Source organism: Streptomyces sp. NPDC042371 (assembly GCF_056437465.1).
Genome location: NZ_JBWKAP010000007.1, coordinates 233,178 through 258,090, shown reverse-complemented (window position 1 = coordinate 258,090; position 24,913 = coordinate 233,178). Strand labels below are relative to the sequence as shown.

The window sequence follows — 24,913 nt, the reverse complement described above, 5'->3', positions numbered from 1 at the left end:
GATTCAGGTATGGCTTGGTGGTTCCGGTACGGCTTGCTCAGCGGTCGCGATACGCCACGCGGGCCGTGAGTTCCATGAGTTCAGTGCGCCACTGGGGCACCAGGGGCGCGTCGGCCACCGCCTTGCGCGCCTGGTCCACGAGGTTCGCGATGCGCTGTTCGACCTCGTCGGCCACACCGGTCGTGACGAGCAGTTCGCGCATTCTGGCCGCGCTGTCGGGGGCGGCGGGGGTGGCGGCGAGTTCCCGGATCCGTTCGTCCCGGCGTACGGCGAGACTGAGCAGGTAGCTCATCTTGAACCGGTCGAGGTCGAGACCCGCGGGCTTGCCGGTGTCCTCCGCGTCGCCGAAGGTGTCGATGAGATCGTCCCGGAGCTGGAACGCCTCGCCCAGCGGCAGGCCGTAGCTCTCGAAGACGTCGGCGAGATCGGGCCGCCCCGCCAGGGCGGAGCCGAGCTGAAGGGGGCGCTGGATGGTGTACCGGCCGGACTTGCAGACCGCGATCCAGCGTGCGAGCTCAGGGTTGGCCACGCCCTCGGCGGCGACGGCGATGTCGAGGTACTGGCCGACGGTGACCTCGATCCGCGTCTCGTCCCACACCGCCTGGGCCGGTGCGGGCAGAGCGTGGGCGAGCCGGTCGGCGTATACGTGCGCGAGGTCGGCGGCGAGGTTGGCGACGCCCTCCCCGTAACGGCGGGGTTCACCGCGCAGCAGGCGCGCCCGGTGCTCCTTGGCGTGCCGTTCGTGCGCGGTCACGGCGCCCCGGCGCAGCGGTGAGTCGTCGAGTACGTCGTCGCGCAAGAGAGCGAAGGTGTGCAGGAGTTCGAGGGCGGCGGCCGCGTCGACGGCACGCTCGCAGTCGGGGTCGCCACCAGCTGCGAGGTGGCCGAGGAGACAGAAGCGGGGGCGCAGCAGCTTGCCCTTGGCCGTGGTGATGGCGGTGACGCTGTCGACGAACGGGGCACAGCGCGGATCCACGGCGGTCCAGCGCGCGCTCTCCTGGGTGAGGACGGTGTCGATGCGCTCCTGGACGGCGTCCAGCGACCGGGTCAGCACGGCGTCGCCGCTCATGCGGTGCCTTTCGTTCGGGCGGGCGGCCCGCACAAGATGCCCTCTGTGCAGGCGATGTCGACCACGTCGTGCTCGGTGGTATTCAAAGTCGTCGCATGAGGATCCGCCGGATTTTCCGGTCCTCCGGGATCGCCAAGAAATTTCAAAGGAAGCACATCCTCTGTAACCCGCTGATCGGACTCTGGAACTCGTGTCTGGCAAAGCGGCGGCACTTGGGAAAAGCTGCGGTGAGGGGGAGGTCCCTGTCAAGCGGCCGCCCCTCGCAGCCCGCCCGCCGAGCCGGTTGCCGACCTTCACCAACCCTGTCTGAACTGGCAGTTCGACATCCCCGACGGTTTGCCATGGCTGATACTTGCCGGGTTCTCGGCCCCGGCCCCGGCAAGGGTTTGTCATTGCCATCGGGAAAGCGACCGGCCTAGCTTCGCATCATCCCTATCTCCGGCCTGCTTCACGGAGGACTGTGTGATCTCCCCTGCCCGGAACGTCGATCAAAAAGCGGAACGAGAAATCGGAGGCCCGGTTCCGTTCTTCACTCAGGCCGACACGTTCAACGACTGTTGGCCGGACATCAACCGCCACCTCAACGAGATGTTCGACCGGGGAAAGTACTCCCACGGTCAGCAAGTCGCAGCATTGGAAAAGGCGCTCGCCGAATACACCGGAGCACGGCACGTGGTGGCGGTGAACAGCGGGACGGACGCCCTGGTCCTGCTGCTGCGAGCCTGTGGCGTCGTCCCGGGTGACGAGGTCGTCGTGCCTGCCTTCAGCTTCGCCGCCACGGCCACCTCGGTGGCGCTGGCCCGCGCCACACCGGTGTTCGCCGACATCGATCCGGAGAGCTACTCGCTGGACCCGCGGTCCGTCGAGGCGGTCATCACTCCGCGCACCAAGGCGATCATGCCGGTGCACCTCTTCTGGCAGCTCGCCGACATGGGCGCTCTCGGCGCCCTGGCGGAGAGGCACGGCGTGAAGGTGGTGGAGGACAGCGCGGAGGCGATCGGCATGCGCCGCGACGGCGTGCACGCCGGACTGCTGGGCGACGCCGGTGTGCTGTCGTTCTTCCCCACCAAGACCCTGGGCGCACTGGGCGACGCGGGCGCCGTCCTGACGGACGATCCGGACATCGCCGAGCGCGTGGCGATCCTGCGCCACCACGGCCGGATGGGCCGCACCGTGGACCACATCGCCGGGATCTCCAACCTCTCGGGGGCCTCGGGCACCAACAGCAAGATGGACGACATCCAGGCGTCCGTGCTGCTCGGCAAGTTGCCCCGGCTCGACGCGGCGATCGACCGCCGCACGGAGCTGGCGGCGGTGTACGCGGAGCTGCTGCGCGACATGCCCGGCGTCCTGCGGCTGCCCACGGTGGTCGACCGGGGCGTGACGGCGGACCCGGTCTTCTACGTGTACGTGATCGAGGTGGAGCGGCGGGACGCCCTGGTGGAGCACCTCACCCGGGAGGGCGTCGGCACCGAGGTCTTCTACCCGATCCCGCTGCACCTCCAGCCCTGCTTCGCCGAACTCGGCCACCACCGGGGCGACTTCCCGAACGCGGAGGCGGCCTGCGAGCGCACCGTCGCACTGCCCTTCCACCCCGACCTCGCCCTCGACGACATGCACCGGGTGTGCGAGGCCATCCGCCGCTTCTACACAGGGGCCGCATCATGAGAACTCTGCCGTTCTTTCCCCCCGATCTCTTCGAGGCGGACCGCGAGGCACTGCTTTCCGCGGTGTACGAGCTCGGCACGGGCCCCGAACAGCGGTTCATCCTCGGCGAGCGCACCGCCGAACTGGAAGAGGCGCTGCGCGAGATGACCGGCGCGGAGCACGTCATCGCCTGCGCCAGCGGCACCGGAGGGCTTGAGCTGTCCGTGCGCGCCCTGGGCATCGGTCCGGGCGACGAGGTGATCGTGCCGGCCTTCTGCTGTCAGCCGGTGGCCAGTTCGGTGGCGAACACGGGGGCCACCCCCGTCTTCGCCGACGTCGACCCGTGGACGATGGTCCTGGACCCCGACGCCACGAAGTCACTGATCACCGAGCGCACGAAGGCGCTGATGCCCGCCCATGTCTTCTCGATCATGGCGGACATGGAGCAGCTGGGAGCCATCGCCCGCGATCACGGTGTCGCACTGATCGAGGACGCGGCAGTCGCCCAGGGCGCCGTCCTGGACGGCCGTCCGGCCGGGCGCTGGGGCGACCTCGGGGTGTTCTCCTTCTTCCAGGTCAAGGCGTTCGGCACGGCGGGCGAGGGCGGGATGGTCCTCACCGACGACCCGGAACTCGCCCGCAACGTAAGGATGCTGCGCAACCACGGGCAGGACGGAGTCCGCCGCTTCCTGCACCACCGCATCGGCCAGAACAACCGGTTCGACGAGGTGCTCGCCGCCTTCCAGCTGCACCGGCTGCCCGGCTTCGCGGACCGGCTTGAACGCCGTGCCCAGATCGCCGACTACTACACCGAGCGCTTCGAGCCCCTGCGCGAGCGCGGCGCGCTCGCCCCGCCCGCGGGACGCAACGGCCGCTGCTACTACGTCTACTCGCTGCTGGTCGACCGCCGCAAGGAACTGAGTTCCCACCTGGCGGAACGCGAGATAGGCAGCCACATCTACTACCCCGTGCCACTGCCCCGGCAGCCAGCCTTCGCACCGTGGGCCGCACCCGAAGGCAGCTGGCCCAACGCCGAGCTGGCCTCCACCCACAACCTGGCCATCCCGATCTGGCCCCATCTCAGCGACGCCGAGGTCGAGTACATCGCCGACACGGTCTGCGAGTTCTACGCATGAGCACGCGAGAGCAGCCTATGGAGATCACTATGACGAGCCCACCGGCACAGCGGGAGTACGTCTTCGACCCGGTCTGGGAGAAGGAGACCGAGCGCCTGCGGACCAACGAGGCGATCTGGGACCCGGGCACCCTGGAGCGGCTCGCCGCACTGGGTGTCGGGCCGGGCTGGCGCTGCCTGGAGATCGGCGCCGGTTCGGGTTCCGTGGCACGCTGGCTCGCCGACCGCGTGGGCCCCACCGGCCACGTCCTCGCCACCGACCTCCAGACCGAGCGCCTTGCGCCACTGGCGTCGCTGCCGCAGGTGGACGCCGTACGGCACGATCTGCGCCAAGAGGTGCTGCCCGAGGCGGCGTTCGACCTCGTGCACTCCCGCATGGTGCTCCAGCACCTGCCCGACCGGGCCGCCGCCGTCGACCGCATGGTGCGCTCGCTGCGGCCCGGCGGGGTGCTGTTCCTGGAGGACACCGACTCCTCCACACTGTTCCGCACCGCCCTGTCGGAGGACTTCCTCCAGGACGTACGGGCCGCCGGGTACGGCCTGATGCGCGAGTCGGGCCATGACCCGCGCGGCGGTCACGTCGATCTCCAACTGGCCCTGGCCGCAGGTCTGGAGGCGACGGCGGAGGGCCGGGCCGTGATGGTGCGCGGCGGCTCCGACCAGGCCCGGCACTACATGCTGTGGCTGGAGTTCATGCGCCCGCGCATCGTGGCCGCCGGACTCCTGGACGACGCCCGGATCGACGCGGCACTGGCCGAGATGGCCGACCCGTCCCACCACTGGCTGAGCCAGGTGCTGATCAGCACGGTCGGCCGCAAGGGCGGAGCGGAGCAGGGATGACGGCGACGATCTCGACGCCACCCCGCCCGGGCATCCGGGAACGGGCGGGCGCGTACGCGAAGTTGGCGAAGCTGTCGTTCTTTGACTACTACCTGTGCGTCTTCGTGGTCCTGGCGCTGCTGCCCGCCGCGCTGTGGGACGAACCGCGCACCTGGTGGGTCCTGGTCCTGTTCGACCTCGGCTGGGTGGGGATCGTGGCGGCCACCGTCGCACTGGACGACGTCACCGGAGTGCGGGACGGCAGCGACGCCCGCAACTACGACCCGCAGGAGGCGCTGCGGGCCCGCGACCGCAAACCACTGCTCAACGGCTCGCTCACCACGCGGCAGGCGCTGCGCTTCGGCTGGGGGTGCGCCATCGGGGGCAGCGCCCTGTGGGCGCTCACCGCGCTGGTCGCGCCGCACCACCCCTGGTGGGCGCCGGCGGCGGCAGCCTTCTCGGTGGTCATCAGCGTGCAGTACTCCTACGGCCTCAAGCTCAGCTACCGGGGCGGCCAGGAGACGGTCATCTGGCTGAGCACCGGCCTGTGCGTACTGATCCCCTTCGCCCTGCTGAACGGGGAGATGACCGGCGCGGCGTGGCTGGAGTGCTTCCTGTTCGGACTGTGGAGCCTCATGGTCTCGGTCTACTCCAACATCAACGACGTGGACGGCGACCGGGTGGCAGGTCGCCGCAACCTGGCGACCAGCGTTTCCCCCGGCGTCTACCGGGGCTTCATCGCCGGGCTCTCGCTGGCCGAGACCGGCGCGATCGTCGGCACCGCGGCGGTCGGCGCGGTGCCCTGGTGGTTCTGCGCGTTCCTGCTGCCCGTGATGGGTCTGCGCGCCCGGCAGGCACACGCCGGGCTCGTCGCGGGCGAGGTGCTCTCGGCCCGCAAACAAGGCGTCACCATCCACCGCTGGGGCGTCGTCCTGCTGGTCGCCGCGAACCTGGCGCTCGTGCACAACGGCTGAAAGGGCACACGATGTCCGGAACGAAGAACGACGCCGTCCCGCGGAGCGCGGGCCGCCGCGTGGTGGTGGTCGGCCAAGGCTATGTGGGGCTGCCGCTGGCCGTGGGGGCGGTGGAGGCGGGCCACACGGTCGTCGGCTACGACGTGGACGAAGGACGGATCGCCCGGCTGAGGTCGGGCGACTCCTACGTGGAGGACGTGGGCGAGCAGCGACTGACCAAGGCGCTGGAGTCCGGGGCCTACCGCCCCACGACCGACGCGGCGGATCTCGCCGGATTCGACGTGGCCGTGGTCACCGTGCCGACTCCGCTCCTCGACGACGTCCCCGATCTGAGCTGCATCGAGGAGGCGGCGCTGACGCTGGCCGGGCATCTGCGGCCGGGGGCGCTGGTCGTGCTGGAGTCCACCACCTACCCCGGTACCACCGAGGACGTGTTCGGCGCGTTGCTGCAGAAGGAGAGCGGCCTGTGCCCCGGCACCGACTTCCACCTCGGCTACAGCCCCGAGCGCATCGACCCGGGAAACCGGCGCTGGACCCTGCGCACCACCCCGAAGATCGTGTCGGGCGTGGACGCGGAGTCCCTGCGCCGCACCGAGGAGTTCTACGACACGGTGGTCGAGCGGACCGTGCCGGTGCGCGACCCGAAGACCGCCGAGCTGACCAAGCTCCTGGAGAACACCTACCGGCACGTCAACATCGCGCTCGTCAACGAGATGGCGGTGATCGCGCGTGAACTCGGCGTTGACGTCTGGGAAGCGATCGACGCGGCCTCCTCCAAGCCGTTCGGCTTCATGCCGTTCACACCGGGGCCCGGGGTGGGCGGCCACTGCCTGCCGGTCGACCCCCGCTACCTCTCCTGGCGGGTGGAGCGCGAGCTGGGCCGCCGGTTCCGCTTCGTCGACCTCGCCAACGACGTCAACAGCCAGATGCCGCAGTACGTGGTGCAGCGCCTGGTCGAAGCCCTCAACGAGCTCCAGCGCCCGGCGAACGGCTCGCGCGTGCTGCTGCTCGGTCTTGCGTACAAGCGCAACACGGGTGACGCCCGCGAGTCGCCCGCGGTGAAGGTCGCCGAGCTGCTGCTGCGCACCGGCGCCCAGGTGCACGCGGTCGACCCGCACGTACGCGAGTCCGTACCGCTGGACGCCCGCGTGCGCAGGGTGGAGCTCACCGAGGAGGAGGTGGCCGCCGCGGACGCGGTGGTGCTGCTCACCGCCCACGACGACTTCGACTACGACGTGGTGCTGCGCGGAGCCCGGCATGTCCTGGACTGCCAGCGGCGGCTGCGGCCTGCCGCCAACGTCGAGATCCTCTGATGACGGAGGCCCTCGGCGGCCGCGCGCGGCGGGTGTGGCAGGACGCGTCCGTCTCCGCGGTCGTCGCGGGGGCCGTCGCGGTCGTCGTCTCCTTCGCGGGGCCCCTGACCATCGTCGTCCAGGCCGCGCACGCCGGTGATCTGGACGAGGCCCAACTCTCCTCGTGGATCTGGGCGATCGCCGTGGGCAGCGGTGTGACCGGGTTCGTGCTGAGCCTGCGGTGCCGCGCGCCCGTCGTGGCCGCCTGGTCGACCCCGGGCGCTGCGCTGCTGGTCACGCAGCTGGCCGACGTCCCGTACGCGACGGCGATCGGGGCGTATCTGGCCGCCGCCGCGCTGACCGTACTGGTGGGGGTGACGGGCTGGTTCGACGCGCTGATGCGGCGCATCCCGGGCGCCGTGGTCTCTGCCGTACTGGCCGGGATCCTGCTGCGGTTCGGCCTGGATGCCTTCCGGGCGCTGGAGAGCGGTCCGGCCGTGGCCGGGGTGATGATCGCCGGGTATGTGGTCTGCCAGCGGGTGGCGCCCCGGTATGCCATCGCGGCGCCGCTCGCCGCGGCCGTCGCGGTGGCGGGCGCCACCGGCACGCTGTCCCTCGGTGGGACCCGTCTCTCCCTCGCCGCCCCGGTGTTCACCGTGCCCGCGTGGCCCGGAGAGGCGCTGGTGAGCCTGACGCTGCCGCTGTTCCTGGTGACCATGTCGGCGCAGAACGCGCCGGGGGTGGGGGCGCTCAGGGAGGCCGGGTACGCGGTGCCCTCGGGGCAGTTGGTGCGTGACACGGGTGTGGCATCGGCTGTCTTCGCGCCGTTCGGGGCCCACGCGATCAACCTCGGCGCGATCACGGCGGCGATCTGCGCCGGTCCGGACGCTCACGAGGACCGTGCCCGTCGCTATGTGGCCGGATTGAGCTGCGGGGTGTTCTACGTCGTGGTGGGCCTGTGCGGGGCGACCGTCGCCGACCTGTTCGCGGCGCTTCCGCAGGACCTGATCTCGGCGGCCGCGGGCGTCGCCCTGCTGGGTGCCCTGGGCGGCAGCATGTCGGCGGCATTCACCGAGGTGAACAGCCGAACCCCCGCGATCGTCGCATTTCTCACCACCGCTTCCGGTCTCACCTTGTGGGGACTCGGAGCGGCTTTGTGGGGTCTTGTCTTCGGGGTGGCCTGTCGGTTGGTCCTGACGAAACCGGAGCGGAATGGGAATTCTGACATGGGCAGCTCGTCCCCCCATCTAAAGGGGAGGCGACAGTGAAACCATGAAAGTCAAAAGAAGGTTCCCCTGGAGATATGCGGTCCGTATGCTTTCTTCAGAGGATCACGCATGGGGGAACTACGGGGGTAGTGTTATGCGGAATATGAGACTTCATTTGCCTGCGCACCGGCAATTCGCACCATTAGTGATCGTGATATCCCCATGACGGCCGTGGCGCTCGCCACCGGGGAACTGTCCCCACAGCTGATCATCGACATGGCGTCCCGCCTGCCCCGCCACCACGACACGCTGGTGGGACGCGACCTGGAAGTCCTCACCCTCTCCGCACTGCTCGGCGAGGAAACACACCGGCTGATCACCCTGACCGGCCCCGGCGGTGTCGGCAAGAGCCGACTGGCCTGCGAGGCCGTGGCCGATGCCCGGATCGCCAGGGTCGCCTATCTGGATCTGCACGGGACCACCGGGCGCGACGACCTCACCGAGACCATGGCCGCCCTGCTGCCCGACGAGCCGTGCCTGTTGCTGCTCGACGGGTGCGAACAGGCCGCCGACGCCACCGCCGCCGCGGTCGACACCCTGCTGAGCCACGTGCCCGGACTGCGCGTCCTCGCCACCAGCCGCCGTGCGCTGCGCCTGTACGGGGAGCAGTTCTTCCCCGTACCGCCACTGCAGGCCCCGCCCTCGCCGTACCGGCAGGACGTCCTCGAACTCCAGGACTACGCCGCGGTGCAGCTGTTCGTCGAGCGTGCCAGGGCGATCGACCCGTCGTTCGCGCTGACCGCGCAGAACGCCCGGGCGGTGGCGGAAATCTGCACCCGCATGGACGGACTGCCGCTGGCGATCGAGCTGATCGCCGAGAAGCTGCGCCTCTTCCGGGTGGACGGTCTGCTGACCCGACTGCGCCAGGACCAGCCGGTGCCGGACGGCAGGCGGGCCGTGCGCTCGCCGATGCACCGCAGCATCCGCTCGATCGCCGAGCACAGCTTCCGGCTGCTCGACGAGGAGCAGCGCGCGCTGCTCACCCGGCTCTCGGTCTTCACGGCCGACACGAACCTGCCCACCGCCGAGGAGTTCTGGGACCTGCCCACGCACCGGACGGAACAGGCGGTGGAGACGCTGGTCGGCCACCATCTCCTACGGGTGACGCCGGGCGGCGACGAGCCGCGGTTCACGATGTTCAACACCGTCCGCGAGTTCTGCCTGGAGCGACTGTCCGCCGAGGGCGAGTTGCCGGACGCCCAGCGTCGGCACGCGGAGCACTTCCTGCTGCTCGCCCTCGAAGCCGAGCCCTACCTGACAGGGCCGCAACAGGCGCAGTGGCTCCAACGCCTTGCCCCGCTGCACGAGGACCTGCTGGCCGCGCTGACCTGTCTGGAAGCGAGCGGCCGCCACGTGGACGCGGCCCGCGCCACCCTCGCCCTGCATCGCTTCTGGCTGGTGCGCGGCCATCTCGACCTCGGCGAACAGTGGCTGGCCAAGGCGGCGCAGGCGTTCGCCGCCACTCCCGGACACGAGGAGCAGGCCGCGCGGGCCGAGGCGGCACGGGGCGAGGTGGCCCTGGTGCGCGGCAGCGTGCGGCTGGCTGCGGACTGCTTCTGGCGCGCGGCCCGCGTCTTCCGCGAACAGGGCGACACCGCCCACGAGGGGGCCGCGCTCGCCTGGCTCGCCTCCACCGACCACCGGCCCACGGGGCCCGAAACGGTGCACCAGGCCGCGGTGCAGCTGCTCCGCGTGGCGGACCAGGAGCAGGCGGCCGTCGAGGTGGCGAACGCCGCGCTGCCGCTGGCGGTCGGCACCGCGTCCACCGACGCCAAGCTCACCGCCGACCTGCTGGACGTGGCCAACGCACTGTTCATGCGGGCGAGGGACGTCCGGGGCGAGGCACTGGTCCTCGGCATGCGTGGCGCGTTGGCCGACTCCCGGGGCGACCGCGCCCTGTCGGAACAGCTGCTGTGGAAGGGGCTGTACCGGCTGCGGTCCATCGGGGAGCACATGGTGCTGCCCATGGTGCTTGAGACCCAAGCGGTGCACCTGTGGCACCGGCTGCCGCACCAGGGGCACCGGCTGGCCCGACTGCTCGCGGCCGCGTCCGCCGTGCGGGAGTCGACCGGGGCGCATCCGCCGCCGATGGCCCACGGCGCGGCCGCCGCCCTGCCCGACATGCGCCGCCGGTTGTCAGGCTCCGAATACGCGGCGGCGTGGCGGGAAGGCCGGGTGCTCTCCGCCGTCGCGGCCGCGGGCGAGGCGCTCGCCTTCGGCCCGCCGCCCTCCGGGCCCGCCTCGGCGGCGCCCCGGTCGACGCAGCTCACGGCCCGTCAGCAGGAGGTGGCGGTGCTGGTCAGCCGGGGAATGACCAACCGCCAGATAGCGCAGCAGCTGCGGTTGTCGGAGTGGACCGTGGTGAACCACGTCCGGGAGGTCATGCGCCGGTTGGAGGTGCCGTCGCGCCTTCATGTGGCGAAGTGGGTGCTGGGACGGCAGCACCAGGGCGCTCCGGACGCCGTGGCGGAGTGACCTGACCGCGGCCGACGTCCCGGGACTCTCAGAACTCTCGGGACGTGCCGCGGCAGCTCAGGGTGTGACCGGGATCCGGCCGAGCTTCTCGGGGTTGCGTACGGCGCGTACGGCGGTGATCCGGGGGTGGTCGCCCGTCAGGTCGACGTCCGCGGTGACCACGGCGAACACCCCTGCGGGAGTGGCCAGTACGGCGGCGGGCATGCCGTCGTGCTGCACATCCATCCGGACCACGAGCCCGGCCGGATAGGTGCCCGCGGTGGACGCGAAGTACTCGGCGACGCCGGTGGCCCCGTGCAGCGGAACGCGCGGGGTCTCCGCACGGCCGTTGCCGTCCGCCCACATGGTCACGTCGGGGGCCAGCACCGTCATGAGTGACTCCATGTCCCCGTCGAGGCAGGCGGCGACGAAGCGCTCGGTGATCTCGCGGACCCGCCGACGGTCCGACTCGAAGCGCCGGTCACCCAGCCGCACACGGCGCCGGGCGCGGCTGCCGAGCTGCCGCACGGCCTGTTCGCTGCGGTCGACCGCCTCGGCGACCTCGGGGAAGCTGAACCCGAACACCTCGTGCAGCACGAACACCACGCGTTCGAGGGGTGACAGCGTCTCCATCATCACGAGGACCGCCATGCCCACCGACTCGCCGAGCAGTGAGGACTCCACCGCGACGTCCGAGGAGACCAGCAGCGGTTCGGGCAGCCAGGGCCCCACGTACTCCTCGCGCCGGGCCCGGCTGCGGCGCATCTCGTCGATGGAGGTGCGGGTGACGGCCCGCACCAGATAGCCGCGTGGATCGGCCACGACGTCAGGGTCGATGCGCTGCCACCGCAGCCAGGTCTCCTGGACGACGTCCTCGGCGTCGGCGACGGTGCCGAGCATGCGGTACGAGATGCCGAACATCAGCTGCCGGTACCGTTCGAACGGATCCGAGGCGCCGGATCGCTCCGAGATGACTGTCGCCTCGGCCATGACTCTCCGTTCCACGTTCACTCGGGTTCAGGGCGCATCGGGATCGATCGCCAACTGCCCGCCGAGTCTACAATCTTGGCCTCTCGCGACTCATACCGATTCTTGCCGTTCTCGAGCGGTGGCTCGGAGGACGTCCATTAATTCCAGATGAGAAATGCCTCTCCGGGAACAGGTCGATATCGGGGAAGGAATTCTGCTAGTCCCGTGCCTGGACGACATCCGTTTCCGTACGGGGCTGCGCGGACAATTCCGGCTCGGCGCGCCGGGCCGGCGGCAGGAACATGGCGAGTGCGGCGGCGACGACGGCCACCGCGACCGTCAGGAAGAGGCCATAGCGCACCGCGTCGGTGAGCCCGTCGGCGTACACCGAGTCCGTGAGCCGCCCGGCCTGCTGGCGCACCTCCTCCGGGACACCCTCGGCGGCGAGCCGGTTCTGCAGGAGGGCGCCGACCGCGGCACCTCCGACGACCGCGCCGATCTGCCGGAACGTGGTGAACATGCCGGAGGCGACACCGGTCAGCTGCGGCGGGATCTCCTGCATGGCGAGCGTGCTGGTGGGCGCGAACACCAGACCCATGCCGACGCCGAAGACGAGCTGGCCAGGGACGATGGCCCATACGTCGGAGTCCGGCTTGGCCATGACCGCGATGAGGGCGATACCGGCTCCGAAGATCAGCATCCCGGGGACGAGGAGTTTGCGGCCCCCCAGCCTGCCGACCGCGTTTCCGGCCAGGGGCGCCACGACCATCGAGATCAGGGGGCCGGGCACCAGGGCGAGACCGGCCTCCCCCGCGGAGAGCCCGAGCACGGACTGCAGGTAGAGGGTGAGCGGCAGCAGCACCCCGATGGAACCGAACAGCAGCATCGCGCCGAGCAGGGCGGAGATGGTGAACCCGCGGCTGCGGAACAGCTCGAACGGCACCAGCGGACGCTGCCCCTGACGGGTCCGCTGGTGCAGCGCGAAGACCCCGAGGAGCACCACGCCGAGCGCGAGGACCAGCGGGATGCTGAGGAAGGACTCGATGGTGCCCCAGTCGTAGCGCTCGCCCTCGATCAGTCCGTACACGATCAGGCTGAGGCCCGCCGTGGCCAGCACGGCGCCCGTCAGGTCCAGCGTGGGCCGCTGCTCCCGCCGGATGTCGGGCACCACGACGATCGCGCCCAACAGGGCCGCCGCGCCGATGGGGAGATTGATGAAGAAGATCCAGCGCCAGTCGAGGCCGGAGACCAGCGCGCCGCCGAGGGTGGGACCGGCGACCGTGGCCAAACCCGCGACCGCCGACCACACGCCGAAGGCCGCACCGCGCCGCTCCGCCGGGAAGACGGCGCTGATCAGGGCCAGGGTCTGCGGCATCATCACCGCGGCGCCGAGCCCCTGGACCGCCCGGGCCGCGATCATCTGACCCGGCGTGTCCACGAGCCCGCACACCACCGATGCCAGGGTGAAGACCGTGAGTCCGGTGGCGAAGACGCGTTGAGCCCCGAAGCGGTCGCCGAGCCGTCCGGAGAGCAGCAGCAGCGCCGCGAAGACCAGCATGTAGGCGTTGGCGAACCAGAGGATGTCGTCCAGCGACGCGCCGAGCCCCGCCGCCATCTCGGGAATGGCGATCGTGACGATCGTCGTGTCCAGCAGCGTCATGAAGGAGCTCGTGCAGAGCACCGTCAGCACCAGCCAGGGGTTCCGCTGTCGAGTACGTGGTGCGTCCGTGACCATCCCGCGGCCTCTCGTTCGTCATCGTGTGAGGTGCTTCCAACAGGACCGACGCAGCCGGGCGCGAAACCGTGACATGGACAGCGGACCGGAATGGAAACCCCTGGTCAGGGCGGTCCTGTCACACTTCGCGGCGCCGCTGCGTCGGTCCTGGTTGAGGGCGGAGCCCCACCGAGCGTGGGAGAGCCGCCCCGACACGGACGACGCACCGACAGGCACCACGACATGAGAAGGCAGGGCGAAAATTGAACGGCGAGACGCTCATCCAGCGATACATCCGGGCCCTAGGAGAGCAGGACTGGGACACCCTCACCGAGCTCTACGACGAGGACGCCGTCTTCTACACACCCCTCAAGTGGGGGGTCAAGGGCGTCCCGTTCATCGTCCAGTTCTGCAAGGCGGTACACCAGGGCTTTCCCGGCGTACGGGTCGCCCTGCACGACGAGTTCTCCAACGCCGACGGCACCCGGGTGGCGTTCCGCTTCTCGATGCACTGGCACAACACCGGCCCGTTCCTCGGGCACGAGCCCACCGGCGAGCGCGGGTCGAGCGTCGAGGCCCACACCCTGCGGGTCCGCGACGGCCGGATCACCGAACAGGTCGTGGCCGTGAGCTCACTGCACCTGCCGTACATCGAACTCGTGCGCTGGGGCATGGAGTTCCCCCGAGACCTGATCGACCCCGCACCCGAGATCCTGTCCTCCCCGCAGGACGGGGGAACGCATGGCTGAGCCCGCCGCTTCCCCCGCCCCCGGACCGAGCGGACCGCAAGCCACGGAGATCCCCTTCGAGGCCCGGCCGCCCGAGGACGTCGCCGCGCGCATGCGCGAGCGAGGCTGGTGGCGCGACCGGTCCATCATCCGGGACCTCCTCGACACGGCCGTCGCGCATCCCGACACACCCGCCGTCGTCGCCGCCCGCACGGATGCCACCGACCCGGTCACCATCACCTACGCTCAACTCGCCCGCCACGCCGAACGGTTCGGCGCCGCCCTGCTCTCCCTCGGGGTCCGCCGCGGTGACCGGGTCGCCTTCCAGCTCCCCGGCTGGTGGGAGGCCGCGGCGCTGACCCTGGCCTGCGCCTGGACGGGCGCCGTCGCGGTACCGCTGCTGCCCACGATGCGCAGCCGAGAGATCGAGCGGCTGCTCCGGGTGACCGGGGCCAGCCTCTGCGTCGTCCCGGACACCTGGGGCGGCCACGACTACGCGGCAGCCCTCGAAGAGGTCGCGCCCAGGCTCCCCGAGCTGCGCCACCGGGTCGTCTACGGCGACAAGGTGCCCGACGGAGCCGTCGACTTCGCCACGTACTTCCTGCACACCGAGCACGAGACCCGTCTGCCGCACCCGCTCGAGGTGCCCGCCGGGCGGGACCTCGACTCCGTGATCCTGGTGATGTTCACCTCCGGCACCACGGGCGAGCGCAAGGCCGTGCTGCACACCGAGAACACGCTCTACGCCGGGACCGCCGCGGCGGCCGGTGTCGCCGAACGCGGCTGGGACGAGGGCGAGGTGTTCTGCTCGCCCCACCCCGTCTCAGGGCTCGCCGGTCTCCTGTACTGCCTCTGGGGGCCGATCATCGCCCGGGGGGCCGGGGTGTACCTCGACACCTGGAACGCGCCGGAGCAGTTGGAGCTGATGGCGAAGGCGCAGGTCACCCAGGTGTTCGCCGCGCCACCTTTCGCGGCGCAGCTGGTCGAGGCGCAGCGGGCCGACCCGCACCGGTTGCCCGCCCTGCGGTTCGTGATGTGCGGGGGCGCGCCCGTGGTGCCGAAACTCGTGGCCGACGTCACCGACGCCTTCTCGGTGCCGGTGCGCACCTGTTGGGGAATGACCGAGCTCGGCATGGGCATCCGCACCCCGGAAGGGGGACCGCCGCCCGGTGCCGTCCGCAGCGACGGACGTCCCCTCGCAGGCCTGGAGATCTCCCTGCGGGAGGTCGAGGGGGAGGACGGCGTGTACCGGCTCTGGGTCCGTGGCCCCTCCGTCTGCATCGCGGTGTGGTCGCCCGGAGTGGACGGCGGTGCGGCGCAGCCGACCTGGACGCACGACGAAGGGTGGATGGACACCGGCGACCTGGTCCGTGACGACGGCGCGGGCGGCGTGCACTTCGAGGGGCGGGCGAGCCGCCGCGTCGGGGGGCCGTACATGATCCCCGTGGCGGACGTGGAGGGCGAGATCCTGCACCACCCCGATGTGCGCGAGGCCGTGATCATCGGATACGCGGGCGAGGACGGCCAGGAACACGCGTGCGCGGTGCTCGCGCCCAGGTCGGACCGGACGCCTGACCTGCCCGAGCTGCACGCATTTCTCTCCGGGCGCGGAATGACGGAGTGGTACATCCCCGAACGGGTTCTGGGAGTCGCGGAGCTGCCCAAGAACGAGAACGGCAAGGTCCTGATCGGCCAGCTGCGCCCACTCCTGGCCTGACGCACCCGCGCCGCGTACGGCCGGAGGGCGGCGGGCGGAGGGGCTGGACCTGGCTCTTCGAGGCCCGGCCCCGCCGCCCCCCACCCCCGGCCGCTACCGAGTCTGCCGCTGCGCCACCCACTGGGCGATGTGGATACGGGACGGCACGTCCAGTCGGCGCATGATGTGCCGTACGTGGTTCACCACGGTCCACTCCGACAGGTCGAGCCGACTGGCGATCTGCCGGTTGGTCAATCCGTTGCTGACGAGCAGGGCCACCTCGTACTGGCGGGTCGAAAGCCGCGCGGAGCGGGGTGCCGCCGACGGCGAGGACCTGGCGGACAGGGGAGCGGCCAGCGCCTCCTGGGCCGCCGCCCGCGGCGTCAGGGTCCGCCCCTCGTGTCGTGCCGCCTCGTACTCCGGAGCGGAGAAGAGTCTGTGCAGCTCCCGTGCCGCGGTGGCGGGCACGGCGGTGGCGGGCAGCGGGTTCGCTCCGGTCGCCTTTCGGATGGCCGCCGAGGCGGCGAGTATCCGGGCGACCCGCCGCCCCTGCTCCGGCAGGCGCTGCCACAGCAGATAGGCGCGGGCTTCCAGGGCCCGGGGCAGCATGGTGCACTCCCCGACGGCCTGGAGCCGGAGCAGGCCTTCGTGGAGGAGGCTCTCCGCCAACTCCTGATCGCCGCGCGCGATGCTCAGATCGGCGCGCTGAATCAGGACGAGCCCTTGGCCGCGCACGTCCTGCGCCCGCGCGCACACGGTCTCCGCCGCGTCGAGGAGTTCCGAGGCCAGCTTGGCGTCGCTCTGGCGTACCTGCGCGGCGAGCGCCAGTGCGGCCTCCCCGGCCTCCTCGGGCGGCGGGGACGTCCGCGCGGCCTTGAGGACATGGTCCACCAGGGCCCGTGAGTCGCCGGATGCCGTGCCAGGCCGCGCCGCGGCGAGTTGGGCGAGGGCGGTCAGCTGGTGGTCGCGCTGCCCGCACTCCGCGTAGGCGATGGCGGCCCGCTGGAAACAGTCCGTCGCGAGGTGGCCGTCCCCGGTGGCCATGGCCAGCGCGCCGCGCGCCGCCTCGGCCCGCGCGGTGAGTTGCCGTTGTCCGGGGTCGGTGAGGAACACGGCCGCGGCGTCCGACAGCCATCGCTCCCCGGCCGCGAGGTGACCGCGCGTCAGCCAGTAGCGGCGCAGGGCGAGTGCGGCCAGGGCCGTGTCGTACTGCCGCCCCCGCGCGGCGAGTTGGGCGAGGGCGGCCTGGACGTTGCCGTGGTCCCTCTCCAGCCTGCCCAGCCATTCGTGCTGCCGCGGCCCGGCCAGGTGCGGCTCCGCTGCCAGCACCTGCGCCAGGAAGAACTCGGCGTGCTGATCGCGGGCGTGGGTCAGGGCGCCGGTTGCGGCGAGCCGTTCCAGGCCGCACTCCCGGACGAGGTGGTAGACGGAGTACCTGGTCTCCGAGTCCGTTGTGTCCAGGCGCAGTTGCTCATCGGCGACAAGGGCGTCGACGGCTTGCTGGGCCCTGTCGGCGGGCAGGCCCCAGAGCTCCTTGATCGTGCTGAGGCTCAGGCTGCCGACGGCCACCGAAAGCCGGTCGAGCAGCTCGCGCTGACGCTCGTCGAGCAGGTGGCGGCTGCGTTCCGAGATCGCGCCGATGGAGCGGTGCCCCGGCGAGCGTGCGGGGTGCGAACCTCCGAGGACCGGCCTGCCGTCCCGCAGCCGGGCCAGCAGGACATTGAGATCGAACAACTGAAGCCGGTTGGCGGCGAGTTCGATGGCGAGGGGGATGCCGTCAAGGCGGGCGCAGATCTCGGCGACGGGCCGGGCGTTGTACGCGGTCAGGGCGAAGGAAGGGATGATTCTCCGGGCCCGATCGACGAAGAGTGCCACCGCAGGGTATTCATGCAACTGCGACACCTCCTGATGGCAGGGGGGTGTGGGCGCGGACAGCGGCTGCACGGAGAACACCTGCTCGCCGCGGACCTGCAGCGGCCTGCGACCGGTGGCCAGAATCCGCAGCAGGGGCCGCTCGTCGAGGAACGCGTCGACCATGGCGGGCGCGGTGCCCCCCGACGGTTCGAAAGCGTCTTTCAGGCCGCCTTCGAAGCCGTCGAGGACCAGCCAGGCCTCGGCCGACAGCGGGGGAATGTCCTCCGCCTCGGCCAGCGCTTGAGCGGCCTCGACGCCGTGTGCGTCCACATGGCGTACGACGGGCAGCGCGGTGTCGGCCACCGCGGCCTCGGCGAGACAGCTCTTGCCAACGCCACCGGGCCCGACGAGTGTGAACAACCGGCCTCTGTGCTGCCGGAGTTGAAGAGAGAGATTCAGCAGGTCGATATCGCGCCCGACCATGGAAGTCATGGGCAGTACCTGATCCCACCTGAATGCTTCTCGGGCCTGTCCCGCAGTGCATAGATCATCCTGATACCCCCGTCGATCTTGAGAAAAATCTTGGCGTTCAAAACCGCGATGTGGGTCTGTTCTCGAGTCTATGGGGCATCGGCCAGGAACGGATGCAGCAGCGTGAGCAGGGCGTGCGGCCGGTGCAGCGGGATGATGTGGCCGCAGTCTTCGATGACGTGTCCGGTGAGATCGTCGGTGACCGGGCGGAGTTGGCGCTCCAGCGCCGCACCGACGGGCCGTGCGCCCAGCGCCATCGTCGGCACCGTCAGGCGGGCAGTGGCGACCGCCTGCTCGATCTGTGCCGCGCTCTCGGGCAGCGCCCGGTAGTACGAGAACGCGCGGCTCAACGCCTCACGGCCGGTGTAAGCGTGGACGAACGCGTCCCGGAGGGCGGGGCGCACCCCGTCGCCGAGCGTACCGGCGCGCAGAAACCAGTCGACGTAGGCGGCCTCGTGCCCCTCCACCACGGTCTCGGCAAGGCCGCCCGCGGCGGAGTGGAGGCCGAACCACCACGGCGGCCCGTCGGCGAGGAACTCCTCGGCGCCGGGCAGCCTGCCCAGAAGGGACTCCATGACGACCAGGCGCCGGACGAGACCGGGGCGGCGCAGGGCGAGGAGGAAGGCCGGAGCGGTGCCCGCGTCGATGCCCACCACCGCGGCCGAGGACACCCCGAGCGCGGTGAGTAGCGCCGCGGCGTCCTCGGCCAGGGTGCCCGCGTCGTACCCGGAGGCGGCCCGGCCGCTCGCGCCGAATCCGCGCAGGTCCGGCGCGATGACGCGGTAGCGGCCGGACAGATCGGCCATGACGTCCGTCCACAGCTCCCAGGTGTGCGGGAAGCCGTGCAGCAGCAGGACGGCCGGGCCCGATCCGGAGAGGGCTACGTTCAGTTCGACACCGTTGGCGAGGACGCGACGCAGCTCGGGCAGCTCGGGCATGGCGGGACTCCAGGTACTTGGTGAGTGATGGTGACCAGGTCACGCTAGGGAACTAGCCTGGTCTGCCCAAGACGGCACTTTCTCTTCAGGTGGTGAGCTCCAGGTGACCACGTCGAGTCCCGGCGGACGTGACCAGCAACCCGGTGAGCGCGGGGACCTGCTGGATCCGCTCTGCCCGACCCGCCAGTTGCTCGACCGCATCGGCACCAAGTGGACGTCGATGGCGGTCAAGGTGCTGGCCGAGGAGGCGCCGGGAGAGATCCGTTTCGCGGAACTGCGGCGCCGTATCCCGGGCATCTCACAGAAGATGCTGTCCGTCACCCTGCACAGCCTGGTCCGCGACGGCCTGGTCGCGCGCCGCGTGGAACCCACCGTGCCGCCCGCAGTCCACTACCGGCTCACCGAGCTCGGCCTGTCCCTCGAAGAACCGCTCTCCGCCCTACGGGTCTGGGCCGAGACACACATGCCGGAAATCGACCGCAGCAACCAGCTCGCGGACCGCTGACTTGGCATACGAGCCGTTCTGTCTGCCGCCTCGGTACTGTGACGTCGCATGACCGACACCGAGATCACCGCAGACCTGGTCCGCGACGTGCTGCAGGAGCAACATCCGGACCTTGCGGGGCTGGCCATCCGCGAGGTGCCGGGCGGCTGGGGCAACCAAATGTGGCGCCTGGGGGACGAGTTGGCCGTGCGCATGCAGCGCATGGACCCCACCCCGGAGCTCCAGCTCAAGGAGCGGCGATGGCTGCCCGTGCTGGCCCCGCGCCTGCCGCTCCCGGTGCCGACCCCAGTGCGGTTCGGCGAACCGTCCGCGCGTTTTCCCAAGCACTGGACCGTGATGACGTGGGTGCCCGGCGAGCCGCTGGACCACGGCTCGATCACCCGCGGCGCCCACGCGGCCGACACACTGGCGGGCTTCCTCCGGGCACTCCATGTCGAGGCGCCCGCCGAGGCGCCGACCGCCACGGACCGCGGCGCCCACCCCAGGAACTGCACGGACGGCTTCGAGAACTTCTTGCAGGCCGTTGCCCTCGACGACATCGCTGCCGATGTCCGGGCGGTCTGGGACGACGCCGTCGCGGCCCACGCGTGGGAGGGCCCGCCGGTGTGGGTACACGGCGACCTCCATCCCGCGAACGTCGTCGTCTCGGACGGAACGCTCTCGGGCATCGTCGACTTCGGTGACCTGTTCGCCGGCGACCCGGCGTGGGACCTTGCCGCCGCATGGGTGCTGCTCCCCGCGGGCATGGCCGCACGGTTCTTCGACGCGTACGAGATCGCAGACGAGGCAGCGATCCAGCGCGCCCGCGGGCTGGCTGCCATGAAGAGCCTCTTCCTGATGCTCATGGGGCAGAACGGGGAGCGGGGCCTGCCCGGCGGCAAGCCGCACTGGGGACCCGCAGGCCGGGCGGCACTTGATCGTGTTCTGAAGGGCGTTTGATGGCGATTTCTGCTTCCTCGCGCACCCACCGACGGCACCCCCTTGACCTGCGTGAAGCAAGTCACTACCTTGCGATGACACTGACCCATGGCATCGAACTGACCATGGCATCGAAAGGAGGCGACCAGCAGATGTACACCAGCTCTGACCTCGGTCGCCTCGCCCAGTGCACCGCCTGGGCCCCGGGCCGGATCGCGCACGGCTGCTGAGTACGCCGTCCTGATGGGCCGCTCTGCGGCACTTTCCGGTTTTCTTCCCACCACTTTCCGGCACGTCGCTGTCCCGTGCCCTCCCGCGCCCGCTTCTCTCGCGAGGCGCGTCTGAACACAGAAAGCTGCCTGAAATTGGCGAACATGACATCGACCGATCACGCACCGGAAACGCTGCCCGGCGGGGCAGAGGCACGGATCACGGTCAACGGGAAAGAGGTGCCGCTCTCGCCCGCCACACCCCACACCACAGCGCTGGACTTCCTGCGCGAGCGCGGCCTCACCGGCACCAAGGAGGGCTGTGCCGAGGGTGAGTGCGGGGCCTGCTCGGTCATGGTGGCCAAGCCCGGCGTGCACAAACCCACCGACTGGGTCGCGGTCAACGCCTGCCTGGTCCCGGCCGCCGCACTCGACGGCCAGGAGATCATCACCTCCGAAGGGCTCGCCACGGCCGGTGAACCCGGCGCCATGCCCGCCCTGCACCCCGTGCAAGAGGAGATGGCGGTCCGGGGCGGCTCCCAATGCGGCTACTGCACACCGGGATTCGTCTGCAGCATGGCCGCGGAGTACTACCGTCCGGGCCGCTGCGAGCACGCCGGAACCGGTACGGAAGCGGGCGGTGGCGCGGCCACCGGCCACAGTGCGGAGGCGGACGCGAGTGCTGACCCCGAGCACGGGCCGAACGGCTTCGACCTGCACGCGCTGAGCGGAAACCTGTGCCGCTGCACCGGCTACCGCCCCATCCGCGACGCCGCGTTCGCCGTCGGCGCGCCCACCGAGGACGACCCGCTGGCCGCGCGCCGCGAGCAGGATCCGCCCGTACCCGTCACCACGGAGTACACCCAGGACGGCTGTACGTTCCTGCGGAAGAACACCCTGCACGAAACGTTGCAGCTGCTGCGTGAGCGGCCCGACGCCGTCGTGGTCGCCGGTTCCACCGACTGGGGCGTCGAAGTCAACATCCGCTCCCGCCGGGCCGATTGCGTGGTCGCCGTCGACCGGCTGCCCGAACTGCGGGAGCTGCGCGTCGAGTCCGACCACGTCGAGATCGGGGCGGCGCTGACGCTCACGGAGATCGAGCGCCGCCTGGACGGAGACGTCCCGCTGCTCGCCGAGCTCTTCCCGCAGTTCGCATCCCGGCTCATCCGCAACGGCGCCACCCTCGGCGGCAACCTGGGCACCGGCTCGCCCATCGGCGACAGCCCGCCGGTGCTGCTCGCGCTCGACGCGTCGCTGGTGCTCGCCGACGCCGACGGCGAGCGCGTGGTCCCGCTCGCGGAGTACTTCACCGGATACCGGCAGAGCGTCCGCCGCCCCGGTGAGCTGATCCGGGCGGTCCGCATCCCGCTGCCGCTGTCGCCGGTCACGGCGTTCCACAAGATCGCCAAGCGGCGTTTCGACGACATCTCCAGCGTGGCGGTCGCCTTCGCGCTCGACGTCGAGGACGGGATCGTACGCAGGGCCCGCATCGGTCTGGGCGGCGTGGCCGCAACCCCCATCCGCTCCCTCGCCACCGAGGCCGCCCTCGAGGGCAAGCCGTGGTCGGCCGAGACCGTCGAGGCCGCGGCCCGAGTGCTGCGCGGGGAGGGCACCCCGATGAGCGATCATCGCGCCAGCGCCCTCTACCGCTCCGCGATGCTCGGCCAGAGCCTGCTCAAGCTGCACGCACAAACCACCGAGGCGGTGTCGTCATGAGTCATCTGTCCGAGCGTCCCGAAAAGCCCGTGGTCGGCGTCTCCATGCCGCACGAGAGCGCCGTCCAGCACGTCACCGGCACCGCCCTCTACACCGACGACCTGGTCCAGCGCACCAAGGACGTCCTGCACGCGTACCCGGTCCAGGTCATGAAGGCCCGCGGCAGGATCACCGCGCTGCACACCGCACCCGCGCTCGCCGTGCCCGGCGTGATCCGCGTGCTGACCGGCGCCGACGTGCCCGGCGTCAACGACGCGGGCATGAAGCACGACGAGCCGCTCTTCCCCGACGAGGTCATGTTCCACGGCCACGCGGTCGCCTGGGTGCTGGCCGAGACCCTGGAAGCAGCCCGTCTCGGCGCGGCGGCCGTCCACGTGGACCTGGACGAACTGCCCTCCCTGGTCACACTCCAGGAAGCCATCGAGGCCGACAGTTACCACGGTGCCCGGCCCCTGATGGAGACCGGCGACATCGACGCGGGCTTCGCCGACTCCGCACACGTACTCAGCGGCGAGTTCCAGTTCGCCGGGCAGGAGCACTTCTACCTCGAGACCCATGCGGCGCTGGCCCAGATCGACGAGAACGGGCAGGTGTTCATCCAGAGCAGCACCCAGCACCCCTCGGAGACGCAGGAGATCGTCTCGCACGTGCTCGGTGTCCCCGCCCACGAAGTGACCGTGCAGTGCCTGCGCATGGGCGGCGGCTTCGGCGGCAAGGAAATGCAGCCGCACGGGTTCGCGGCCATCGCCGCGCTCGGAGCCAAGCTCACCGGCCGCCCGGTCCGCTTCCGGCTCAACCGGACCCAGGACCTGACCATGTCCGGCAAACGGCACGGATTCCACGCCACATGGAAGATCGGCTTCGACGCGGAGGGACGTATCCAGGCCCTGGACGCCACCCTCGTCGCGGACGGCGGCTGGAGCCTGGACCTCTCCGAACCCGTCCTCGCCCGCGCGCTGTGCCACATCGACAACACCTACTGGATCCCCAACGCACGCGTGGCGGGCCTCATCGCCAGGACCAACACCGTCTCCAACACCGCCTTCCGCGGCTTCGGCGGCCCCCAGGGCATGCTGGTGATCGAGGACATCCTGGGCCGCTGCGCACCGATGCTCGGCCTGGACCCCATGGAGCTGCGGGAACGCAACTTCTACCAGCCCGGACAGGGCCAGACGACGCCCTACGGACAGCCCGTCACACAGGCCGAGCGGATCGCCACGGTCTGGCGGCAGGTGCAGAAGGACGCCGGTGTCGCCGACCGCAAGCGCGAGATCGCCGCGTTCAACGCCGCGCACCCGCACAACAAGCGGGCCGTCGCGATCACCGGCATCAAGTTCGGCATCTCGTTCAACCTCACCGCCTTCAACCAGGGCGGCGCGCTGGTGCTGATCTACAAGGACGGCTCGGTCCTGATCAACCACGGCGGCACCGAGATGGGCCAGGGCCTGCACACCAAGATGATGCAGGTGGCCGCGACCACCCTCGGCATCCCGCTGCGGAAGGTACGCCTCGCCCCGACGCGTACCGACAAGGTGCCCAACACCTCCGCCACCGCCGCAAGCGCAGGCGCCGACCTCAACGGCGGGGCGATCAAGAACGCCTGCGAGCAACTGCGCGAGCGTCTGCTCCAGGTGGCCGCCACCCAGCTGGGCGCGAACGCGTCGGACGTACGCATCGTCGAGGGCGTCGCACGCTCCCTGGGCAGCGACAAGGAGGTGGCCTGGGACGACCTGGTGCGCACCGCGTACTTCCAGCGGGTCCAGCTGTCGGCGGCGGGCTTCTACCGGACCGAGGGCCTGCACTGGGACGCGAAGTCGTTCCGGGGCTCGCCGTTCAAGTACTTCGCGCACGGAGCCGCCGCGACCGAGGTGGAGGTCGACGGCTTCACCGGCGCCTACCGGATCCGTCGCGTGGACATCGTGCACGACGTCGGCGACAGCCTCTCCCCGATGATCGACATCGGTCAGGTCGAGGGCGGCTTCGTCCAGGGCGCGGGCTGGCTGACGCTGGAGGACCTGCGCTGGGACACCAGTGACGGCCCCCACCGCGGCAGGCTGCAGACCCAGGCGGCGAGCACGTACAAGCTGCCGAGCTTCTCCGAGATGCCGGAGGAGTTCAACGTCACGCTGCTCGAGCGCGCCACCGAGGAGGGCGCGGTCTACGGCTCCAAGGCGGTGGGCGAGCCGCCACTGATGCTGGCGTTCTCGGTGCGTGAGGCACTGCGGCAGGCGGCCGCGGCGTTCGGCCCGAGCGGCATCAGCGTCGAGCTGGCCTCACCGGCGACGCCGGAAGCGGTGTTCTGGGCGATCGAGGAGGCACGCCGGGGCGGCGCTCCCCAGCAGGGCCGCCCCGGCGAGGCCAGCCGCGACCAGAACGGCCACGCGATCGGCGAGCCGTCGGCCGACAGTCAGCTCGTGCCTGCACCGGCCACCAAGGACCGGGAACGGGCCGACACGGCCGCGTTCAACGGTGCCTGA

Annotated in this window: 18 protein-coding genes; 13 read left to right on the top strand and 5 right to left on the bottom strand. The window is 70.8% G+C overall.

Going from position 1 to position 24,913, the window contains the following annotated elements; genetic code table 11:
* Positions 1 to 37: 37 nt before the first annotated feature.
* Complete coding sequence (locus tag AC068B_RS22860; protein ID WP_478673518.1) at positions 38 to 1,069, bottom strand: polyprenyl synthetase family protein; 1,032 nt, start codon at positions 1,067 to 1,069, stop codon at positions 38 to 40.
* 462 nt (positions 1,070 to 1,531) lie between these two features.
* Here AC068B_RS22860 and AC068B_RS22855 point away from each other — a divergent pair, with 462 nt between their 5' ends.
* The 7 genes from AC068B_RS22855 to AC068B_RS22825 all read left to right on the top strand — a co-directional run bounded on the left by AC068B_RS22855 (position 1,532) and on the right by AC068B_RS22825 (position 10,679).
* The gene (locus AC068B_RS22855) at positions 1,532 to 2,737 is read left to right on the top strand and encodes a DegT/DnrJ/EryC1/StrS family aminotransferase (protein ID WP_478673517.1); all 1,206 of its coding nucleotides are present in this window, start codon (positions 1,532 to 1,534) and stop codon (positions 2,735 to 2,737) included.
* Positions 2,734 to 3,852 carry a DegT/DnrJ/EryC1/StrS family aminotransferase gene (locus tag AC068B_RS22850; protein WP_478673516.1) on the top strand — a complete coding sequence of 373 codons (1,119 nt, stop codon included), beginning with the start codon at positions 2,734 to 2,736 and terminating at the stop codon, positions 3,850 to 3,852. The genes AC068B_RS22855 and AC068B_RS22850 overlap by 4 nt, the downstream gene beginning before the upstream one ends.
* Positions 3,853 to 3,881: 29 nt before the next feature.
* Entirely contained in the window at positions 3,882 to 4,691 is an 810-nt protein-coding gene (locus tag AC068B_RS22845; RefSeq protein WP_478673515.1) for a class I SAM-dependent methyltransferase, read from the top strand.
* Positions 4,688 to 5,644, top strand: a complete 957-nt coding sequence (locus tag AC068B_RS22840; RefSeq protein WP_478673514.1) for a UbiA family prenyltransferase — start codon at positions 4,688 to 4,690, stop codon at positions 5,642 to 5,644. The genes AC068B_RS22845 and AC068B_RS22840 overlap by 4 nt, the downstream gene beginning before the upstream one ends.
* A gap of 11 nt (positions 5,645 to 5,655) precedes the next feature.
* Positions 5,656 to 6,957: a nucleotide sugar dehydrogenase gene (locus tag AC068B_RS22835; protein WP_478673513.1), complete on the top strand. Its 1,302-nt coding sequence runs from the start codon at positions 5,656 to 5,658 to the stop codon at positions 6,955 to 6,957.
* Positions 6,957 to 8,204 carry a benzoate/H(+) symporter BenE family transporter gene (locus tag AC068B_RS22830; RefSeq protein ID WP_478673512.1) on the top strand — a complete coding sequence of 416 codons (1,248 nt, stop codon included), beginning with the start codon at positions 6,957 to 6,959 and terminating at the stop codon, positions 8,202 to 8,204. Before AC068B_RS22835 ends, AC068B_RS22830 begins: the two co-directional genes overlap by 1 nt.
* Before the next feature lie 162 nt (positions 8,205 to 8,366).
* Positions 8,367 to 10,679 carry an ATP-binding protein gene (locus AC068B_RS22825; RefSeq protein ID WP_478673511.1) on the top strand — a complete coding sequence of 771 codons (2,313 nt, stop codon included), beginning with the start codon at positions 8,367 to 8,369 and terminating at the stop codon, positions 10,677 to 10,679.
* 57 nt (positions 10,680 to 10,736) lie between these two features.
* Here the strand turns inward: AC068B_RS22825 and sigJ are convergent, their stop codons facing one another.
* A complete protein-coding gene (gene sigJ / locus AC068B_RS22820; RefSeq protein ID WP_478673510.1) occupies positions 10,737 to 11,648 on the bottom strand; it encodes an RNA polymerase sigma factor SigJ in 912 nt (303 codons plus the stop codon).
* A 196-nt stretch (positions 11,649 to 11,844) separates the two neighbouring features.
* A complete protein-coding gene (locus AC068B_RS22815) occupies positions 11,845 to 13,362 on the bottom strand; it encodes a DHA2 family efflux MFS transporter permease subunit (RefSeq protein WP_478673509.1) in 1,518 nt (505 codons plus the stop codon).
* Between the two features lie 242 nt (positions 13,363 to 13,604).
* Here AC068B_RS22815 and AC068B_RS22810 point away from each other — a divergent pair, with 242 nt between their 5' ends.
* Entirely contained in the window at positions 13,605 to 14,090 is a 486-nt protein-coding gene (locus tag AC068B_RS22810; protein WP_478673508.1) for an ester cyclase, read from the top strand.
* Positions 14,083 to 15,786 carry an AMP-binding protein gene (locus AC068B_RS22805; RefSeq protein WP_478673507.1) on the top strand — a complete coding sequence of 568 codons (1,704 nt, stop codon included), beginning with the start codon at positions 14,083 to 14,085 and terminating at the stop codon, positions 15,784 to 15,786. The genes AC068B_RS22810 and AC068B_RS22805 overlap by 8 nt, the downstream gene beginning before the upstream one ends.
* A gap of 93 nt (positions 15,787 to 15,879) precedes the next feature.
* Here AC068B_RS22805 and AC068B_RS22800 read toward each other — a convergent pair whose 3' ends face one another.
* Together AC068B_RS22800 and AC068B_RS22795 are read right to left on the bottom strand one after the other, a co-directional pair.
* Positions 15,880 to 18,039 (bottom strand): ATP-binding protein, encoded by a 2,160-nt coding sequence (locus tag AC068B_RS22800; protein WP_478673506.1) that lies wholly within the window; start codon positions 18,037 to 18,039, stop codon positions 15,880 to 15,882.
* Positions 18,040 to 18,239: 200 nt separating this feature from the next.
* The gene (locus AC068B_RS22795; RefSeq protein WP_478673505.1) at positions 18,240 to 19,088 is read right to left on the bottom strand and encodes an alpha/beta fold hydrolase; all 849 of its coding nucleotides are present in this window, start codon (positions 19,086 to 19,088) and stop codon (positions 18,240 to 18,242) included.
* 103 nt (positions 19,089 to 19,191) lie between these two features.
* On the opposite strand from AC068B_RS22795, the gene AC068B_RS22790 reads away from it, so the two are divergent.
* From AC068B_RS22790 to xdhB, 4 genes are all read left to right on the top strand, one after another.
* Positions 19,192 to 19,593 carry a winged helix-turn-helix transcriptional regulator gene (locus AC068B_RS22790; protein WP_478673504.1) on the top strand — a complete coding sequence of 134 codons (402 nt, stop codon included), beginning with the start codon at positions 19,192 to 19,194 and terminating at the stop codon, positions 19,591 to 19,593.
* Between the two features lie 48 nt (positions 19,594 to 19,641).
* The gene (locus AC068B_RS22785) at positions 19,642 to 20,532 is read left to right on the top strand and encodes an aminoglycoside phosphotransferase family protein (RefSeq protein ID WP_478673503.1); all 891 of its coding nucleotides are present in this window, start codon (positions 19,642 to 19,644) and stop codon (positions 20,530 to 20,532) included.
* Between the two features lie 353 nt (positions 20,533 to 20,885).
* On the top strand, positions 20,886 to 22,436 hold the full coding sequence (locus tag AC068B_RS22780) for a xanthine dehydrogenase small subunit (protein ID WP_478673502.1): 1,551 nt from the start codon (positions 20,886 to 20,888) through the stop codon (positions 22,434 to 22,436).
* Positions 22,433 to 24,913 carry a xanthine dehydrogenase molybdopterin binding subunit gene (gene xdhB, locus AC068B_RS22775; RefSeq protein ID WP_478673501.1) on the top strand — a complete coding sequence of 827 codons (2,481 nt, stop codon included), beginning with the start codon at positions 22,433 to 22,435 and terminating at the stop codon, positions 24,911 to 24,913. Before AC068B_RS22780 ends, xdhB begins: the two co-directional genes overlap by 4 nt.

Excerpts from the sequence above, each read along its gene's own strand:
- AC068B_RS22785 (WP_478673503.1), top strand. The coding sequence starts at position 19,642 with ATGACCGACACCGAGATCACCGCAGACCTGGTCCGCGACGTGCTGCAG.
- AC068B_RS22835 (WP_478673513.1), top strand. The coding sequence starts at position 5,656 with ATGTCCGGAACGAAGAACGACGCCGTCCCGCGGAGCGCGGGCCGCCGC.
- AC068B_RS22840 (WP_478673514.1), top strand. The coding sequence starts at position 4,688 with ATGACGGCGACGATCTCGACGCCACCCCGCCCGGGCATCCGGGAACGG.
- AC068B_RS22795 (WP_478673505.1), bottom strand. The coding sequence starts at position 19,088 with ATGCCCGAGCTGCCCGAGCTGCGTCGCGTCCTCGCCAACGGTGTCGAA.
- AC068B_RS22825 (WP_478673511.1), top strand. The coding sequence starts at position 8,367 with ATGACGGCCGTGGCGCTCGCCACCGGGGAACTGTCCCCACAGCTGATC.
- AC068B_RS22780 (WP_478673502.1), top strand. The coding sequence starts at position 20,886 with ATGACATCGACCGATCACGCACCGGAAACGCTGCCCGGCGGGGCAGAG.
- AC068B_RS22805 (WP_478673507.1), top strand. The coding sequence starts at position 14,083 with ATGGCTGAGCCCGCCGCTTCCCCCGCCCCCGGACCGAGCGGACCGCAA.
- sigJ (WP_478673510.1), bottom strand. The coding sequence starts at position 11,648 with ATGGCCGAGGCGACAGTCATCTCGGAGCGATCCGGCGCCTCGGATCCG.
- xdhB (WP_478673501.1), top strand. The coding sequence starts at position 22,433 with ATGAGTCATCTGTCCGAGCGTCCCGAAAAGCCCGTGGTCGGCGTCTCC.
- AC068B_RS22845 (WP_478673515.1), top strand. The coding sequence starts at position 3,882 with ATGACGAGCCCACCGGCACAGCGGGAGTACGTCTTCGACCCGGTCTGG.
- AC068B_RS22830 (WP_478673512.1), top strand. The coding sequence starts at position 6,957 with ATGACGGAGGCCCTCGGCGGCCGCGCGCGGCGGGTGTGGCAGGACGCG.
- AC068B_RS22850 (WP_478673516.1), top strand. The coding sequence starts at position 2,734 with ATGAGAACTCTGCCGTTCTTTCCCCCCGATCTCTTCGAGGCGGACCGC.
- AC068B_RS22815 (WP_478673509.1), bottom strand. The coding sequence starts at position 13,362 with ATGGTCACGGACGCACCACGTACTCGACAGCGGAACCCCTGGCTGGTG.
- AC068B_RS22860 (WP_478673518.1), bottom strand. The coding sequence starts at position 1,069 with ATGAGCGGCGACGCCGTGCTGACCCGGTCGCTGGACGCCGTCCAGGAG.